At 74.7% G+C, this 16,667-nt stretch carries 13 protein-coding genes; 6 read left to right on the top strand and 7 right to left on the bottom strand.

The window, feature by feature from the left end; genetic code table 11:
• Window positions 1-47 precede the first annotated feature (47 nt).
• Entirely contained in the window at window positions 48-2,675 is a 2,628-nt protein-coding gene (locus FB467_RS04990; protein ID WP_141784116.1) for a DUF4153 domain-containing protein, read from the bottom strand.
• Window positions 2,676-2,678: 3 nt separating this feature from the next.
• Window positions 2,679-3,383 (bottom strand): response regulator transcription factor, encoded by a 705-nt coding sequence (locus tag FB467_RS04985; RefSeq protein ID WP_141784115.1) that lies wholly within the window; start codon window positions 3,381-3,383, stop codon window positions 2,679-2,681.
• Between the two features lie 177 nt (window positions 3,384-3,560).
• Here FB467_RS04985 and FB467_RS04980 point away from each other — a divergent pair, with 177 nt between their 5' ends.
• Both FB467_RS04980 and FB467_RS04975 read left to right on the top strand, forming a co-directional pair.
• A complete protein-coding gene (locus FB467_RS04980) occupies window positions 3,561-4,013 on the top strand; it encodes a YciI family protein (RefSeq protein ID WP_141784114.1) in 453 nt (150 codons plus the stop codon).
• Between the two features lie 38 nt (window positions 4,014-4,051).
• A complete protein-coding gene (locus FB467_RS04975; RefSeq protein ID WP_141784113.1) occupies window positions 4,052-5,278 on the top strand; it encodes an RNA polymerase sigma factor in 1,227 nt (408 codons plus the stop codon).
• Here FB467_RS04975 and FB467_RS04970 read toward each other — a convergent pair.
• Window positions 5,208-6,440 (bottom strand): MFS transporter, encoded by a 1,233-nt coding sequence (locus tag FB467_RS04970; protein ID WP_141784112.1) that lies wholly within the window; start codon window positions 6,438-6,440, stop codon window positions 5,208-5,210. The two genes, FB467_RS04975 and FB467_RS04970, sit on opposite strands and share 71 nt — an antisense overlap.
• A 114-nt stretch (window positions 6,441-6,554) precedes the next feature.
• On the opposite strand from FB467_RS04970, the gene FB467_RS04965 reads away from it, so the two are divergent.
• Window positions 6,555-7,880: a GNAT family N-acetyltransferase gene (locus FB467_RS04965; protein ID WP_141784111.1), complete on the top strand. Its 1,326-nt coding sequence runs from the start codon at window positions 6,555-6,557 to the stop codon at window positions 7,878-7,880.
• A 31-nt stretch (window positions 7,881-7,911) separates the two neighbouring features.
• On the opposite strand, the gene menD is transcribed toward FB467_RS04965, so the two are convergent.
• The 3 genes from menD to FB467_RS04950 all read right to left on the bottom strand — a co-directional run bounded on the left by menD (window position 7,912) and on the right by FB467_RS04950 (window position 10,825).
• On the bottom strand, window positions 7,912-9,708 hold the full coding sequence (menD, locus tag FB467_RS04960; RefSeq protein ID WP_141784110.1) for a 2-succinyl-5-enolpyruvyl-6-hydroxy-3-cyclohexene-1-carboxylic-acid synthase: 1,797 nt from the start codon (window positions 9,706-9,708) through the stop codon (window positions 7,912-7,914).
• A 95-nt stretch (window positions 9,709-9,803) separates the two neighbouring features.
• On the bottom strand, window positions 9,804-10,352 hold the full coding sequence (locus FB467_RS04955; RefSeq protein WP_141784109.1) for a TetR/AcrR family transcriptional regulator: 549 nt from the start codon (window positions 10,350-10,352) through the stop codon (window positions 9,804-9,806).
• The gene (locus FB467_RS04950; RefSeq protein ID WP_141784108.1) at window positions 10,349-10,825 is read right to left on the bottom strand and encodes a nitroreductase family deazaflavin-dependent oxidoreductase; all 477 of its coding nucleotides are present in this window, start codon (window positions 10,823-10,825) and stop codon (window positions 10,349-10,351) included. Before FB467_RS04950 ends, FB467_RS04955 begins: the two co-directional genes overlap by 4 nt.
• Before the next feature lie 227 nt (window positions 10,826-11,052).
• Here FB467_RS04950 and FB467_RS04945 point away from each other — a divergent pair, with 227 nt between their 5' ends.
• The 3 genes from FB467_RS04945 to FB467_RS04935 are packed head-to-tail and all read left to right on the top strand — an operon-like array spanning window position 11,053 to window position 14,639.
• Entirely contained in the window at window positions 11,053-11,940 is an 888-nt protein-coding gene (locus FB467_RS04945) for a SurA N-terminal domain-containing protein (protein WP_141784107.1), read from the top strand.
• Window positions 11,941-11,998: 58 nt separating this feature from the next.
• Window positions 11,999-12,400, top strand: coding sequence for a DoxX family protein (locus FB467_RS04940; protein ID WP_141784106.1), 402 nt, complete (start codon window positions 11,999-12,001; stop codon window positions 12,398-12,400).
• 10 nt (window positions 12,401-12,410) lie between these two features.
• Window positions 12,411-14,639 carry a helicase-associated domain-containing protein gene (locus FB467_RS04935; protein WP_170230569.1) on the top strand — a complete coding sequence of 743 codons (2,229 nt, stop codon included), beginning with the start codon at window positions 12,411-12,413 and terminating at the stop codon, window positions 14,637-14,639.
• Between the two features lie 38 nt (window positions 14,640-14,677).
• Here the strand turns inward: FB467_RS04935 and FB467_RS04930 are convergent, their stop codons facing one another.
• Entirely contained in the window at window positions 14,678-16,651 is a 1,974-nt protein-coding gene (locus tag FB467_RS04930; RefSeq protein ID WP_141784104.1) for a M13 family metallopeptidase, read from the bottom strand.
• Window positions 16,652-16,667 lie beyond the last annotated feature (16 nt).

Here is a 16,667-nt window from a genome sequence, read left to right as displayed (position 1 = left end):
TACGGGTCTGACCCGGGGCGGGGCCGGAACTCATCGGCGCGCCGGGATCACTCCCCGATCTGCGGCTCGCAGGCCAGTCCCCTGCTGTTGTCGGTGCCGTAGCCCGACACCTGGGCCGCCCTGGCCCGCCCCAGGTTCCAGCCGAGCCAGTCGTCCTCCAGCGAGGAGGCGTACTGCCCCGCGACGACACACTCCGCGAGGTCGGCCGGCAGACCGGCCTCGATGACCGGGGTGGCATCGGCCCCGAGGCTGGCCAGGTAGGCCACGTCGAGCTTGCCCACCTCGTGGAACCGGTCGATGTTGGCCTGCGCGACCCGTGCCTCGGGGTTGGCCAGGCCGATCACGAGCAGCAGGGCGGCCCCGGAGGCCAGCGCGGCCCGCGGCAACCACCAGCCGGACATCCGGACCCCCGCCACCATCACGAGCAGCACCAGGATGCCGAGCCACACCTCGAAGGCGTCCACCAGCACCCGGAGGACGGTGAACCCGTAGGCCTGCTGGTAGACCGCCATCCGGGACAGCGCCGACACGACCACCAGCAGGGTGAGCAGGCACAACGCACCCAGGATCCACCGGAGCAACCGGCGGTCGCCCGGATCGGACCGGGGTGCCTTGCGCACCACCAGGGCGATGGTCACCAGGGTCAGCGCGGTCGCCGCGGTCAGCTGGGCGAAGCCCTGGTGGACGTAGTCGGCATACCGCATCCCGGTGGTGTTCAGGACATAGTCGTGTCCACCCCACATGGCGGAGGCCTGGGCGACCAGGAAGGCCACGAACACCGCCAGCACGACGCCTGCGGGCACCGCCCACTCCCACGGTCGGGACACCGGACGGGCACCCCGCAGCGCCACCTTCTCCACCCTCGGGGGGTTGAGCGCCAGGTAGCACGCGGCCAGGACGACCCCACCGACCAGGAACCACACGAAGCCGCGGAAGACGAGGCTGTCGGCGATCGTGATGTCCGGCAGGACCGCCGAGACCCACGACCCGAGGACCGGGTCGCCGGAGGCGAACAGTCCGCCGAAGATGACCAGCGCGACCAGGGACAGGGCGGTGGTCCGCAGCACCGGCCACAGCCGTTCCTGGCGGCCCGCGGCGGTCAGGGTCCGTCCGAGCAGGGGCAGCCCGCGGATGCCGCTGCCGACCCAGGTGGCCCCGGCCGCGAGCATCGAGAGCACCTTCCGGGCGTCGGTCAGCGCCGTCGCGACCAGGACGCCCGCCACCAGCACGGCCAGCACCGCCAGCCACTCGGCGGCGCGGAGCACCACGAGCGAGGCGAGGCCGACGCAGAGGGCGGCCGAGACGACGGTCCACCGCCGCCGTCGGTAGACCGACGACGCGAGCACGAGTCCGCCGGCCAGCAGCAGCACCAGGAGGACCCCCAGCCCGATGTTGCGGTAGGGCAGCACCAGGGCGGCCAGCGCCCCGACCGCCACCGACCCGGCCAACTGTCCGGTCGCCGTCCGCAGGCTCTCCCGCTCCGGCCAGAAGTCGCCGAACAGCGCGTCGGTCGTCGCGGCCGGCAGCGGCGGCGCGTCCGTCGCGGCCGTGGTCGACGAGGGGGTGGGGTGGGTCGCGGTCACGGGGTTCTCCTCGGGTGTGCCGTGCTGGGTGGGTGTGCGGTGCTGGATGGGTGCGGCCGGCTGGACGTCGCGGGCGGAGGGGTGGCGCGGCAGCACCGCACGCACCCGTGCCCCGGTGGCGTCACCGGGGGGTGGGAGTGCGGCGATGGTGCCGCCGTGGAGCTGGCAGACCCAGCGGGAGATGGCCAGGCCGAGGCCGGTGCCCCCGCCCCCGTCCTCGCCGACGCCGAACCGCTCGAACACCCGCTGCGCCTGCTCGGCGGGGATGCCGGGCCCCTCGTCCCCGACCTCGAGGAACCAGCGGTCGTCCGCCGCGGCGGCGTGCACCGTCACCGTGCCGCCGGCGGGGCTGTGCCGGATCGCGTTGTCCAGCAGGTTGGCCACGACCTGGGCCAGACGGGCCGAGTCGGCGTCGACGACCAGGTCGGTGGGTTCGACGCGGGTCTCGACCCGGACGTCCCGGCCCCCCACGGTGGCCTCGGCGGCGGCAGCCCCCAGCAGCTCGGCCACCCGGACCGGCGCGAGGTGCAGTGGGGCCGCCCCGCCGTCGATCCGGCTCACGTCGAGCAGGTCGGAGACCAGGCCGCTGAGGCGTTCGGACTGGGCCAGGGCGGTCTGCAGGGCGGTGTCGTCGGGGGTGACGACACCGTCGACGAGGTTCTCCAGCAGGGCGCGCTGGGCGGCCAGCGGCGTCCGCAGCTCGTGGGACACCGTGGCGACCAGCTGGCGGCGTTCCTGGTCCGCGGCGGCCAGGTCGGCGGCCATCGTGTTGAAGGCGTGCCCCAACCGTCCGACCTCGTCCGCGGACGTCGCCGGCACCCGGGCCGAGTAGTCCCCGGCGGCCATCTGCCCCGCGGCCCGCGTCATCTCCCGCAGCGGTGAGGTCATCCCGCGGGCCAGCCACCGGCTGACCCCGAGGGCACCGGCCAGGGCGACCGGCAGGGTGATCCAGCCGGGCACCCCCGCCCGGCTGCCGACCTGCATCAGCACGACCGCCGCCACGATGCTCAGCACGACGAGCAGCCCGATCTTGACGGTGATCGAGGTGACCCCGTCGAGGGGGCGTTCCCGCCGGAGGTGAGTGGACGGCATACCTCAGGCCTCCAGCGCGTAGCCGACGCCGTGCACGGTCCGGATCCGCGCGCTGCCGATCTTGGCGCGCAGCGACCGGACGTGGCTGTCCAGCGTGCGGGTCCCCCGGGCATCGGCCCAGCCCCAGACCTCCGACATCAGCGACTCCCGGCTGCGCACCGTCCCGGCCGCCTCCGCGAGCACCGCGAGCAGGTCGAACTCCAACGGCGCGAGGTGCACCTCGTCCGCACCGACCTGCACCCGGCGGGTCGCGCGGTCCAGCACGAGGTCACCGACCTTCACCGCCGGCGGGCGGGCGGCGGCCAGCTCGGCGGCGCGGTCCACCCGTCGCAGCAGCGCGCGCACCCGTGCCACGACCTCCCGCATCCGGAACGGCTTGGTCACGTAGTCGTCGGCCCCGACCCCCAGGCCCACCAGCAGGTCCGTCTCGTCGGTCCGTGCGGTGAGCATCAGGACCGGCACCGGCCGCTCCGCCTGGATCCGACGGCACACCTCGAGGCCGTCGAAGCCGGGGAGCATGATGTCCAGCAGGACCAGGTCCGGCGTGTGCTCCTGGTATGCCGTGACCGCACCGGGTCCGTCGAACGCCCGGACGACGTCGAACCCCTCGGCGGCGAGCCGGTCGGCCAGCGCCTGGTTGATCGTGGGGTCGTCCTCGACGACCAGTAGCCGGTGACTGCCCGCCCCTGCCCCGCGTTCTTCGGTCATGTTCTGAAGCCTAGGAGTCCGGACGGGGCCGCGGTGCCAGCGCGATGTGCAGAATGTGTGAAGGCCTGCACGGCGGGGGCGGAGAAAGTTGGTCGGCCATGTCGATCCGCGGCGCGGCCGTTCGACGGGTAGGCAGGAGGGCGCACGAGGCGCCCTGCGCGACGAAGGAGCAGGACGATGAAGTACATGCTGATCATGCGGGCCACCCAGGAGGCTGCCGAGGCATCCCAGGAGATGGACTTCGAGGAGATCATCAACGCGATGGGTGCCTACAACGAGTCCCTGATGGACGCCGGGGTCCTCCTGGCGGGCGAGGGCCTGGCCGACGCCGAGGAGGGCTTCGTCGTCGACTTCGACGCGGAGACCCCGATCGTCACCGACGGCCCCTACGGCGAGACGCACGAGCTGTTCAACGGCTTCTGGATCCTGGAGGTGGCCAGCAAGGAGGAGGCCGCCCAGTGGGCCAGCCGTGCCCCGCTCGGCCCGGGCAGCAAGCTCGAGGTGCGCCGGGTGACCGACGAGTGCGACTTCGCCGACTTCGCGGACAACGAGTACGTCCAGAAGGAAGAGGGTTGGCGCGAGGAGCAGGCCGCCCGCGCCGAGGGCAAGGGCGCCGGGGGCAAGGGCTGAGTCGGGTCGCCCCACCCGGCCCCACGGCATACGGACCGATGACCGACATCCGACGCACCGTCGACGCCGTCTGGCGGATCGAGGGCGCCCGGGTCGTGGCGACCCTGGCCCGGGTGACCGGCGACTTCGGGCTCGCCGAGGACCTCGCCCAGGAGGCGGTGGCGGATGCGTTGACGCAGTGGCCGGAGTCCGGTGTCCCGCGCAACGCGGGCGCCTGGCTCACGGCGGTGGCCAAACGCCGGGCGATCGATGCCTGGCGCCGCCGGGAGCGGCTCGCCGAGCGCTACCAGGCCATCGCCCACGACCTCACCGAGGCGGCAGAGCAGGAGTGGCAGCCGATCGAGGACGACATGCTGCGGCTGGTGTTCACCGCCTGCCACCCGGTGCTCTCGCGCGAGGCGCAGGTGTGCCTCACCCTCCGGGTGGTCGGTGGCCTGACCACGGAGGAGATCGCCCGGATCATGCTGGTGCCGGTCCCCACGGTGCAGGCACGGATCACCCGGGCCAAGAAGACCCTGGCCGCCGCCACGGTGCCGTTCGAGGCGCCGGAGCCGGGGCAGTGGCGGGAGCGGCTGAGCGGGGTCCTCGGGGTCGTGTATGCCGTGTTCACCGAGGGGTATGCCGCCACCTCCGGCGACCGCTGGATCCGACCCGACCTGGCCCTCGAGGCGCTGCGGCTCGGTCGGGTGGTGGCGCGGTTGCTGCCGCGAGAGTCCGAGGCGCACGGCCTGGTGGCGCTGATGGAGTTCCAGGCGTCTCGATTCGCAGCGCGGGTGGCGGCCGACGGTACCCCGGTGCTGCTGGCCGACCAGGACCGCTCCCGGTGGGACCGGTCGCAGATCCGCCGCGGGCAGTCCGCGCTGGCGCTGGCCGACAGGGTGGGCAGGGGCCGTGGCAGCTACGCCCTCCAGGCCGCGATCGCGCAGTGCCACGCCGTCGCCCCGAGCGTGGCAGACACCGACTGGGATCGCATCGTGGTGCTCTACGAGGCGTTGGGCCGGATCGCGCCGAGCCCCGTGGTGGACCTCAACCGCGCCGTCGCCGTGTCGATGGCCACCGGCCCGGCCACCGCCCTGCGGATCGTGGACGGTCTCGCCTCCGCAGGGGCGCTGCGCGGCTCCTACCTGCTGCCCAGCGTCCGGGGCGAACTGCTGGCCCGACTGGGCCGGACCGAGGAGGCCCGGTCCGAGCTGCTCACGGCTGCGGGTCTGGCCGCGAACGAGCGGGAGCAGGCGGTGCTGCGCGCCAAGGCGGCCGCGCTCTGAGGGCCCCCGCGAGCAGCACCATCAGGGCGAGGAAGCAGACGACCAGCCAGAGCGCGCGGTCCAACCCGAACCGCTCGGCCAGCAGCCCGATCGTCGGCGCCCCGAACAGGAAGGCCCCGTAGGCGATGGTGCTGACCACCCCGATCGCGCGGGTGCCGCGACCGGGGACCTCGCCGGCCGCGGAGATCGCGGCCGGAAAGATGGTCGAGACTCCCAGCCCCCAGAGCAGCCCGCCGACCAGTGCCACCGGGAGCGAGGGGACCAGGGTGACCAGCAGGATGCCGGTGGCTGCCAGGACGCCGCCGACGCGGGCCACGACGTCCCGCCCCCACCAGCGGGTCACCGCGCCACCGGCCAGGCGCCCCAGGAGCATCGTGACGTTGAACGCCATGAAGGCCAGCGCCCCGAACGCCTCCGGGGCCCCGCGGACGTCGACCAGCAGCAGCGCCAACCAGTCGTTGGCGGCGCCCTCGGCCAGTGCCGCCCCCAGGCAGACCACGCCGATCAGGATCTCCAGGACGCTGATCCCACGGCCAGTGCTGCTCTCCTCGGCCGGATCCTGCGCACCGTCACCCGCCGTGGTGTCCTCGACGGGGACGAAGGCCCGGACCGCGGCCAGCCCCGCCAGGAGCGCCAGCACCGCGCCCACGGGGACCTGGCCCAGGCCGATGCCCTGCCACGCCGCGAGCGCCCCCAGACCCGCCCCGGCGACGGTCCCGGCGGAGAAGGCGGCGTGCAGGTAGGGCATCAGCGTGCGGGAGCGCAGCTGCTCCACCCGGAAGCCCTGGATGTTCATCGACACGTCCCAGACCCCCACCGGGGCGCCGGCGAGCACCAGCAGCCCGGCCAGCACCCAGACGTTCGGGGCGAACGCGACCGAGCCCCAGCCGAGCGAGGCGAGGACGAGGGAGACCGCGGTCACCCGGAGGTTGCCGAACCGGCTGACCAGGCGTGCCGTGTGCGGCATCGCCAGGAGCGACCCCAGCCCGCCGCCCACCAGGGCCAGCCCCAGCTCGGCCTGGCTCGCCCCGACGCTGTCGCGCAGCGCGGGCACCCGCGCCAGCGTCTGGGCCATCACGAACCCCGCCGCGGCGAAGACGACCGCGACCGCCAGGGGCGATCCGGCCGTCCGGCGGTCCGGGACGGTGGCGGAAGCAGGCATGCGCGGTGGAGGCAGGGGTGTGGACACGGGGTCTTTCGGGCTCCTTCGCCGGCCGGGCCGACGCTGCTGGAAAAGGTGTGGCGCGGCGTGCTCGCCGGAGGCCAGAGTGGCCCCGTGAGTTTATCCGAGGCATCCCCCGGGGACGCGACCCGATTGGTCGACCTGACGCCGGCCGACGCCGAGCGCATCCGCCACTTCGAGGACCTCACCTGGTTCGAGGTCGCCCCCGGTCAGACCGGTGCGGACTACGTCCGCAACCTCGACTTCACCCGCACCCGTGGGGTGGAACCCGTGGGCCCCGCGCCGCTGGGCACCCCCTCCGACGGGCCGGTGCCGCTGGTCGGCACCTACAGCGCCTGGCTCATGGGGGTCACCGCGCCCGGGCCGGACGGGGACCTGACCCCGCTGCCGATGTCGGGCCTGACCTGGGTCGGCGTGCACCCGGACCACCGTCGCCGCGGCATCCTGCGCCGGATGATGGTCGACCACCTGCACGGTCTGCACGACCGCGACGAGACGCCCCTGGCCGGTCTGCACGCCTCCGAGCCGGGCATCTACGGCCGGTTCGGCTACGGCGGGGCGTCCTCCGACGTCTCGCTCGACATGGGGCGGGGGACCGAGTTCCGGGCCGGCGAGACGCTGGACGCGTCGGCGTCCGAGGTGTCCACGCACTTCGTGGACGCCGACTCGGACGAGGCGGCCGCCGCCCTGCACCGGGCCCACCTGGCGACGGCACGGCATACCCTCGGCACGGTCACCCGCGGCGAGGACACCGCCCGGGGCTGGTTCGCCGACCACCCCACGTCCCGCGGCGGCCACGAGCCGTTGCGGGCGATGTTCGCCCAGCGCGGCACCGAACTCACCGGGTATGCCGTGTTCCGGCGCGTCGCGAAGTGGAACGACGACCACCAGCCCGAGGGCGAGGTGCGCGTGCGCGAGCTCGGGGCGACCGACCCCGGCTCGCTGCTGGCCCTGGCCCGCCGGCTGGTCGACTTCGACCTGACCGGCAAGGTGACCTTCTACGACCGTTCGCCCGACGACCCGCTGCTCTGGTGGGCCGGTGGTCCCCGGGCGGTCCGGGTGCGGCACTACGACGGGCTGTGGCTGCGGCTCGTGGACGTCGACAAGGCGCTCACCGCCCGCGGCTACAGCGGGCCGGTGGACGTGGTCCTGGACGTCGTCGACGACGTCTGCCCGTGGAACGCGCGCCGCTGGCGACTGTCCGTGGGCGCCGACGGGGTCGGCAGCTGCCTGCCCACGGACGCCGACGCCGACGTGCGGTTGCCCGTGCAGGCGCTGGGTGCCGCCTACCTCGGGGGCCGCCCGATCGTCGCCCAGGCCGCAGCGGGGCAGGTCACCGAGCTGACGCCGGGTGCGGTGCGCCGGCTGAGCCGGGCGATGCGCGCCGACAGCGACCCGTTCGGCGCCATCGGCTTCTAACCCGGCACGGTCGACGGCGGGTCGGTGCCGGTCAGCGCACGGCGGCGGCCGCGGCGGCGGCCAGCTGCTCCCTCAGGTCCCGGTGCCGCGAGCGGTCCACCCGCACTTCGACCACCCGGACCCCACCGCCCGTCCCGGCGAGCGCGGCCGCGAGGTCGGGGGCGCCCCCGGCGACCTCGTGCGGTATGCCGTGGGCCCGGCAGAGTGCGGCGAGGTCGGTCCCCGTGGGGGTGCCGAAGACCCGCTCGAAGTCGGCGGACCGTGCTGGGGCGCCGTACTCGAGGGTGGCGAAGATCCCGCCCCCGTCGTCGTTCACCACGACCAGGGTCAGGTCCGGGCGCGGCTCGTCGGGGCCGAACGCCAGCCCCGAGGCGTCGTGCAGGAAGGTCAGGTCACCGAGCAGCGCCACGGTGCACCCCGGTCCGCCGCCGGGGGCGCCCCGGTCCGGCTCGCTCGCCCGGGCCGCGAGGGCGATGCCGAGGGCGGTCGAGACCGTGCCGTCGATGCCGGCCAGCCCCCGGTTGGCCACCACCGTGGGCCGGGTCGTCCCGTGGTCCGGACGCCACGACGCGGCGAGGTCGACGTCGCGCGCGGCGTTCGAGGACCCGACGACCAGGGTGTCCCCCGTCGCGAGCGACCCCAGGACGGTGTCGGCGATCGCGGGCCCCGACGGCCAGCTCGCCGCGACCACGCGCCGCGCCGCACGGGAGACGTCCATGCCGGCCTGGACCCACGCGGCGGCCCAGCGGACGTCGGTCGTGCCGGTGCCCCGACCCGGTCCGGCACCCGCCGACGACATCGCACGGCGCAGCGCCGCCCAGGGGTGCACGGTCTGCGCCACGTGGGACGGGTCGGGCCAGTCGGGTCCGGTTGTGACCAGCTCGACCCGGACCCCCGGGCTGCGCAGCAGCCGGCCGAGGTCCCTGCTGAGGGTGATCCGCCCCACGACGAGGATGCGTTCGGGCAGGTGCCGGTCGACCCAGTCCCGGGCGGCCAGGAGCAGCGGCCCGTGCGGCACGACGCCGCGCCGGTCGCCGGCGCCGAACGGCTCGGCGATCACCGGCCAGCCGTTGCGCATCGCCAGCCGCAGCGCCTCGTCGGCCTGCGCCGGATCGGGCAGGTCCCCCAGCACGAGCAGGGTCCGCACCCGGGGGTCCAGACCCGCAGCATCCGTGGGGGCGGGCGCCGTCCAGGGACGGCCGTCCGGACGGCCCGCCAGGGCCGGCGGCAGCGCGGACCGGACCCCACCGGCTCGCCCGGCCGGCTCGGGAGGGGGCAGCGGGTCCCGGAAGGCGACGTTGAGGTGCGCCGGTCCGGGCCGGCCCCCGAGGCCACCCGTCGCGGCCACCCAGGCCCGGCACGCGTCCGAGCGCCAGGCCGCCTGTTCGGCGGAGCCGTCGGCGCCCCGCTCCGCGGCCGGCTGGTCCACCTCCCAGCGCACCGCCCTGCCGAACAGGCCGGGCTGGCGCGTCGTCTGGTTGGCGCCGGTCCCGCGCAGTTCGGACGGGCGGTCGGCGGTGAGCAGGAGCAACGGCACCGCGCCGTGGTCGGCCTCCAGGACCGCTGGGTGCAGGTTGGCCACCGCGGTGCCGGACGTGGTGATCACCGCGGCGGGCCTGCGGGAGACCTTGGCCAGCCCCAGCGCGAGGAAGCCCGCCGTGCGCTCGTCCACCCGCACGTGCAGGCGGAGCGACCCGGCGCGCTCGGCCGCCAGCACGGCATACGCCAGCGGCGCGGAGCGGGAGCCCGGGCACAGCACCACGTCCCGGACCCCGCACCGGAGGAGTTCGTCGACCAGGACCCGGGCGTGGGCGGTCGAGGGGTTCATGCCCGCCCCACCGGCCGCGTCCGGCCGGACACCCCGGCCGGGGTGCTGGCGGTCACCGGACCGGACTGCTCAGGGTGCCGTGGCATTGGCGCAGGCTAACCGAACGCCGCGGCCGAGGCCCACGTGCGGTCCAGCTCCGAGCCGGGCAGGAACCGGTTGTCGATCTCCAGGACGGCCAGCCCGTGGGCGGCCGCCCACAGCGCCTGCGCCCGGTACGGCTCCCCGGCCACCAGGAAGAACGGAGTGCCGGCCCACTCCTCGAGGCCCGCGGGCAGGGCGGCGCGGTCCAGCTCCCCGACGGTGCACAACCGGTAGAGGTGCGGGTGCGCCGTGGCGTAGGCCCGGTAGGCGCGCAGCAGCCGGACCGCGGGCCCCGCGGACTCCTCCGTCGCCGCGACCGCCTCGTGGAGGCTCGTCCCGATCTCGAGGAGCGCATCGGCGATGAGGGCCTTGCGGACCCCATCCTTGCCGGGCAGGTGCTTGTAGAGGGACGGGGCCCTGATGCCCAGCGCCGCACCGATCCGGCGCATGGTCAGCCCCTCCGGCCCCTCCGCCTCGAGGAGATCCCGCGCGACCGCGAGGATCTGTCGGGACCGGGGCGTGCGCGCCGGCAGGGACGGAGCCGGTCGGGACGGCACCGTCATCCGGCCGGCTCCGGGTCGATCCGGAAGACCGGGTGCCGGGTCGCCGCCCGTTCCAGCTCGGCATCGGATGAGCGGTCGTCAACACCGTCGAAGAAGGCCCCGACCTCGAACTTCCACCGGGCCAGGTAGGCCCGGAGCACCTCCGCGCGGGCACCCGCCGGGAGCTCGGTCGCACGGTAGGTCGTCCGGCGGCGCCCCAGGATCAGCGCCAGCCGTCCGTCGTTGGCCCGCACGTTGCGGACCCATTCGGTCGTACCCCGCGCGGCCACCAGGTAGGCCGCGTCCCCGTGCTCGAGGAGGTTGACGGGGACCCGCCTGTGCTCGCCGGTGCGGCGCCCCGGGACCTCCAGCACCCGGCTGCCCACGACGCTCACCCCGCGACGGGTCAGGAAGGACATGGCGCGGTTGAAGACGTTGCGGGTCACCCATCCCGGGCGCTGGTAGTGGGGACGTTCCGCGGTCTGGTCGGTCATGGCATCGTCCTACTCCCGTCTCGCGCCAGACCCTTCGGCTAACGCTGTTAGCCTCACAGTATCCCACCCGGTCCACGGCCGGCAAGGGCGGACGGACGGCCACCCCGCGGACATCCGTGTATTCATATTCACAATCCCCATTCCTGGCAATTCCCTGAGAATTCCGAACAAGCGAGTTTATCGATTCGTGATACGTTGACCGACCGTTTTCGACATGAGGGAGAAGAATGCAGAACAAGAAATGGCTGACCAGCTTGGGGCTGGCTGTCTGCCTGCTCGGGGCCGCCGCCTGCAGCTCCGACACCGGGGACGGCACCGACGGCGCCGACAGCACCCAGGGCACCTCTGCCACACCGGGTTCCGACGACGCGTCGGAGAGCGACGGCCAGGCTGGCGCCACCGCCGGCGGTGGCGCCGACGACGCTGCGGGGACCGGCGACCCGGGCGCCGAGGCCGGAGCGCCCGACCTCTCGGACGTGCCCGACCCGGTCGCCGAGGTGAACGGGACCGAGATCTCCAAGGACGACTTCACGGAGGCCTACACGACGACCTTCGAGCAGGCGTCGATGCAGGCGGAGATGACCGGCCAGCCGGTCGACGAGGAATCCCTCCGGCAGGAGACCGTCGACGGCCTGGTCAGCAACGAGCTGCTGCTCCAGGCCTCCGACGAGCACGGCTTCGAGGCCAGCGCGGAGGACATCGAGGCCGAGCTCGAGGAGCTCGCCCAGGGCAACGGCCTGGGGTCCGCGGACGAGTTCGTCGCGGCCCTCGAGGAGCAGGGCATGACCGCCGACGAGGTGGATGCCGAGGTCGAGAAGAAGATCAAGGTCGACCAGCTCGTCGAGCAGGAGGCCAACGTCGAGGACCCGACCGAGGAGGAGATCAGGGCGCTCTACGACGAGCTGTCCGCCCAGCAGGGCGGTGGCGGCGAGGAGTCCGGCTCCGAGGGTGGCGACGCGGCGTCCGAGACCGGTGCGCCGGCGCAGGAGATGCCCGCCTACGAGGACGTCAAGGACCAGCTCGAGGCGCAGCTGAAGTCCGAGAAGGAGAACGAGGCCGTCCTCCAACTGGTCGAGGACCTGCGTGCCGAGGCCGAGGTGACCGTGCACCTCTGACCGGCCGGACCGACCAGCCCGTCACGCGGCGAGGCGCGGCGCGTGGGACCCTGGGGCGGTGCCCAGGTCCCACCGCCCACTGCCCCCCGGAGGCGTTGCGCTGTCCGCCCTGTTCGGGGCGTCCGGCCTCCTGCACCTCCTGCGACCCCGCGTGTTCGAGGGGATCATCCCCACCCCGCTGCGCCGGCACCGCCGGCTCCTGGTCCTGGGCTCGGGTGTCGCCGAGCTGGCCTGTGCCGCCGGCATGGTCCACCCGGCGACCCGTGCCCCCGCGGGACTCGCCAGCGCCGGGCTGCTCGTGGCGGTGTTCCCCGCCAACGTGCAGATGAGCCTGACGCTCGGTCGACGGGCGGCGCGCCGCCGGACCGTGCGGTCGTGGACCGGGTTCGCGGTGTCCCTGGCCCGTCTCCCGGTCCAGGTGCCGCTGATCAGGGCCGCCCTCGGGGTCGGTGGCCGCTAGCGTGTCCAGCGTGCCCACACCTGCCCGGAGCCTCGCCGAGGACCTGCGCCTGCGCAGCGAGGCAGAGCTGGTGGCGCTGCTCCGGTCGCGCCCCGACCTGGCCCGGCCCGCTCCGGCGGACCTGACCTCGCTGGCTGCCCGGGCCACCACCCGCGCGAGCGTCCAACGAGCCCTCGACGGCCTGGACCTGGCGCACCTGCAGGCTCTGGAGGCGATCACCGTGGCGGGCGCGGCGGAGCCGGCAGCCGTCGCGGCCCTGCTGGGGCAACCCGCCCGGTCCGCGGCGGTGGCCGGCCTGGTCCAGGACCTGGTCGCCCTCGCGCTGGCCTGGCGGTCGCCGGAGGGGGTCCGCGTGGTGCGCACCGTGACCGAGGTGCTCGGCGAACCCGCCGGTCTCGGCCCAGTCGGAGAGCAGGTGCCGGAGGGTCCCGACCTGACCGACGCCCTGGCCGACCTCGACGGCCCGCAGCGCGCGATCCTGTCGGCCCTGACGTGGGGCCCCCCGACGGGCGTGCTGTCGGCGGGCGGCAGCGGCGACCGGGCGATCCGTGATGCCGGCCGCGCCCTGGTCGAGCGGGGGTTGCTGCAGCGCATCGACGACGCCCACGTCCTCCTGCCCCGCCAGGTCGCCCTCGCCCTCAGGGGTGGGACGCTGCACCGGCACCCGGCCCTGGAGCCCCCGACCCCCGGTGGCACTCCCCTCGACCCCGCCGTCGTGGACGCCAGCGCGGGAGGGCGCGCGGCCGAGCTGATCTCCCTGGTGGCCGAGGTCCTCGACGAGTGGGGCGCCTGTCCGCCGCGGGTGCTCCGGGCGGGTGGGCTGTCCGCCCGCGACCTGTCCCACGTGGCGAGGCTGACCGAGACGGAGACCGGGCACGCCGCCTGGCTGGTGGAGGTCATGCTGGCCGCCGGGCTGGTCGCGGCCGACGACGCCGTCGACCCGGCCTGGATGCCGACCGGCGACTCCGACGACTGGGCGGAGCGTCCCGCCAGCGAGCGCTGGGCGGTCCTCGCCCGCGCCTGGTTCACCATGTCCGCCGCACCATCCCTGGTGGGCAACCGCGACGGCAACCGGGTCAACGCGCTGAGCCTGCAGACCTCGTGGCCCGGCGGCCGGCAGCGGCGCCAGGACGCGCTCACGGCGCTGGCCACCTGGGAGCCGGGCACGGCACCGCCCGACGACGACCTGCTCGCCCTGCTGCGCTGGCGGCACCCCGCCCGCCTGTCCCGGATCGGCGACCCCGACCTCGAGACCGTCCGCCGAGAGGCCGAGTGGGCGGCGGTGACCGGCCGTGGCGCGTTGGCGTCGGCCGGCAGGCTGCTGGTCGCGGGGGACGAGACCGGCGCGGCGGCCGTGATGGCCGAGCACATCCCCCCGGCCGTCGACCACGTGCTGCTGCAAGCCGACCTCACCGCCGTCGCGCCGGGGCGGCTCGACGGGCAGGCCCGGACCGTGCTGCGCCTGGTGGCCGACATCGAGTCCCGGGGTGGCGCCACGGTGCACCGGTTCACCGAGCCCAGCGTGCGCCGGGCACTGGACGCCGGGTGGTCCGCAGACCGCGTGCTCTCCGAGATCGCGGCGGTGAGCAGGACCGGGCTCCCCCAGCCGCTGGAGTACCTGGTCCGGGACGTGGCCCGGCGGCACGGGGTGGCCCGGGTCGGGTCGGCCTCGTCCTACCTGCGCTCGGACGACGAGGCCCTCCTGGACCGGGTGCTGGCCGACCGTGAGCTCGGGCTGCTCCAGCTGCGGCGGATCGCCCCGACGGTCCTGGTCAGCCCGGTGGCCGCACCGACCGTGCTCGACCTGCTCCGGGAGCGGCAGTACGGCCCGATCGCCGAGGGCGGCGACGGCGGGGTCGTGCTCGGGGCCGCGCGTGACCACCGCACCACCCGACGGACCCCCGCCCCGGTCCAGCTCAGCACGGTCGGCCCCGAGATCGCCGGCAAGGTGGTCGCGGGGATGCAACGCGGGGAGAAGGCACGCGGGGGCGCCGACGGGAGCGCCGGAGGGGCACCCCGCAACACCGACCCGGTCGTCACCCTGGCCGTGCTGCGCGAGGCCGCCGCCGACCGGCTCGCGGTCTGGATCGGCTACGCGGACGAGGTCGGGGGCGTCCAGCCCCTGCTCCTGCGCCCGGTCGCCGTGGAGGGTGGCCGGGTGCGCGGCACCGTCGGCGACCAGGACCAGCCGCGCACCTTCCTGCTCCACCGGATCACCGGCGTGCGGGCCACCGACTGATCGCGCCCGTCCCCCGGCAGCGGGACGGGCGGCCGGGGTCAGAAGATTCGCACCCGGCCGCTCGGTGCGAGCCACATGCCGTCGCCCTCGGTGACGCCGAACGCCTCGTGGAAGGCGTCGACGTTGCGCACGACGTTGCCCCGCAGGTCGGAGGGGCTGTGCGGGTCGGTGGTCATCAGCCGGGCCAGTTCCTCGGCCCGCGCCTTGCCCCGCCACACCTGCGCCCAGCCGAGGAAGAACCGCTGGTCCCCCGTCCAGCCGTCGATCTCCTGGGACCCTCCCCCGTCCACCTTCCGGTAGGCGGCCAACGCCATGTTGAGGCCGCACAGGTCCCCGATGTTCTCCCCGACCGTCAGGCCCCCGTTGACCGTCCGGTCCGGCAGGTCCCGCGGGGAGAGCCCGTCGAACTGGGCGATCAGCGCCGCGGCCCGCTGGTCGAAGTTGGCCCGGTCCTCCTCGGTCCACCAGTCGGTCAGCGACCCGTCCCCGGCGAACCGGGAGCCCTGGTCGTCGAACCCGTGCCCGATCTCGTGGGCGATGACCGCCCCGATCCCGCCGTAGTTCACCGCGTCGTCGGCGTCCACCGTGAAGAACGGCGGCTGCAGGATGGCGGCGGGGAAGACGATCTCGTTGAGCATCGGGTGGTAGTAGGCGTTCACCGTCTGCGGGGTCATCAACCACTCGTCGCGGTCCACCGGCTGCCCGACCTTGGCCAGCTCCCGGTCGGCCGCGACGGCGTGGCCGCGGCGCACGTTGCCCAGCAGGTCGCCCGGCAGCACCTCGTAGGCCGAGTAGTCCTTCCAGGTGGGCGGGTGGCCGATCTTGGGACGGAACGCGGCCAGCTTCTCCAGCGCCCTCTCCCGCGTCTGCTCCCCCATCCACTCCAGCTCGGCGATGCGCTCGCGGAAGGCGGCGACCACGTTGGCCACCAGGTGCTCCATCCGCTCCGCGGCCTCCGGCGGGTAGTGCTCCGCGACATACAGCTGACCGGCCGCCTCGCCGAGCAGCTGCTCGACCAGGCCGACGCCCCGCTTCCACCGCTCCCGCAGCTGGGGCGTGCCGGTAAGGGTGCGGCCGTGGAAGTCGAAGTGGGCCTGCACGAAGTCGTCCGGCAGGTAGCGGGCGGTCGCGTCCAGGAGACGCACCACGAGCCAGGCCTGCCAGTCGGCGACCGGCACCTCGGTCAGCGCCGTCGCGATCGCGGTCAGCACGTCGGGTTGACGGACGACGACGTGGTCCAGGGCGCCGTCCGCCGCGCCGATGCCGCCCGCCCAGGCCGCCCAGTCCCACCCGGGGGTGAGGTCGTCCAGCTCGGCGCGGGTCAGCCGGGTGTAGGACTTCACCGCGTCCCGGGCGGTCACCCGGTCCCAGTGGGCCGCGGCGATCCGGGTCTCCAGGGCGAACACCCGGTCGGCCGCGTCGGGTCCGAGGTCGAGCCCGGCCGCCGCCAGCTCGTCCGTGGCCAGTTCGAGCAGCCGGCGCAGGTAGGCCACGTATGCCGTGCGCGTCGCCTCGTGGTCCTCGTCGGTGTAGTACGCCTCGTCCGGCAGGCCGATGCCGCCCTGGTGCAGGTAGCCGATGTTGGTGCCCGGGTTGCCGGCGTCCGAGGTCACCCAGAAGTGCACCAGGCCGTCCACGCCGTGCCGTTCCTGCACCCCCGACGTCTGGACCACGCCCGAGGCGTCCGTGACGGCGGCGATCCGGCGCAGGTCGTCGGCCAGCGGCTCGGTGCCCTGCGCCTCGACCGCCGCGGTATCCATGAAGCTGGCGTACAGCGCACCCACCTTGCCGGCAGGGCTGTCCAGCGGCGGCTCGGACCCCGCGGCCCGCTCGATCAGCTCGCGCACCCTGGTCTCGGCGTTCTCCCGGAGCATGTCGAAGGCCCCGTAGCGGCCGCGGTCGGCAGGGATCTCGGCCGTCTCCAGCCACCGCCCGTTCACGTGGCCGAAGAGGTCGTCCTGGGGGCGTACCCGGACGTCCATGTGAACCCGGTCGATCCCTGATGTCGCCATGTCCCCGGCCTCCTGA

It is taken from the genome of Ornithinicoccus hortensis, from assembly GCF_006716185.1.
Taxonomy (GTDB): Bacteria; Actinomycetota; Actinomycetes; order Actinomycetales; family Dermatophilaceae; genus Ornithinicoccus; species Ornithinicoccus hortensis.
The sequence above is the reverse complement of the archived record's forward strand: the minus strand, read 5'-3'. Positions and strand labels throughout refer to the sequence as shown.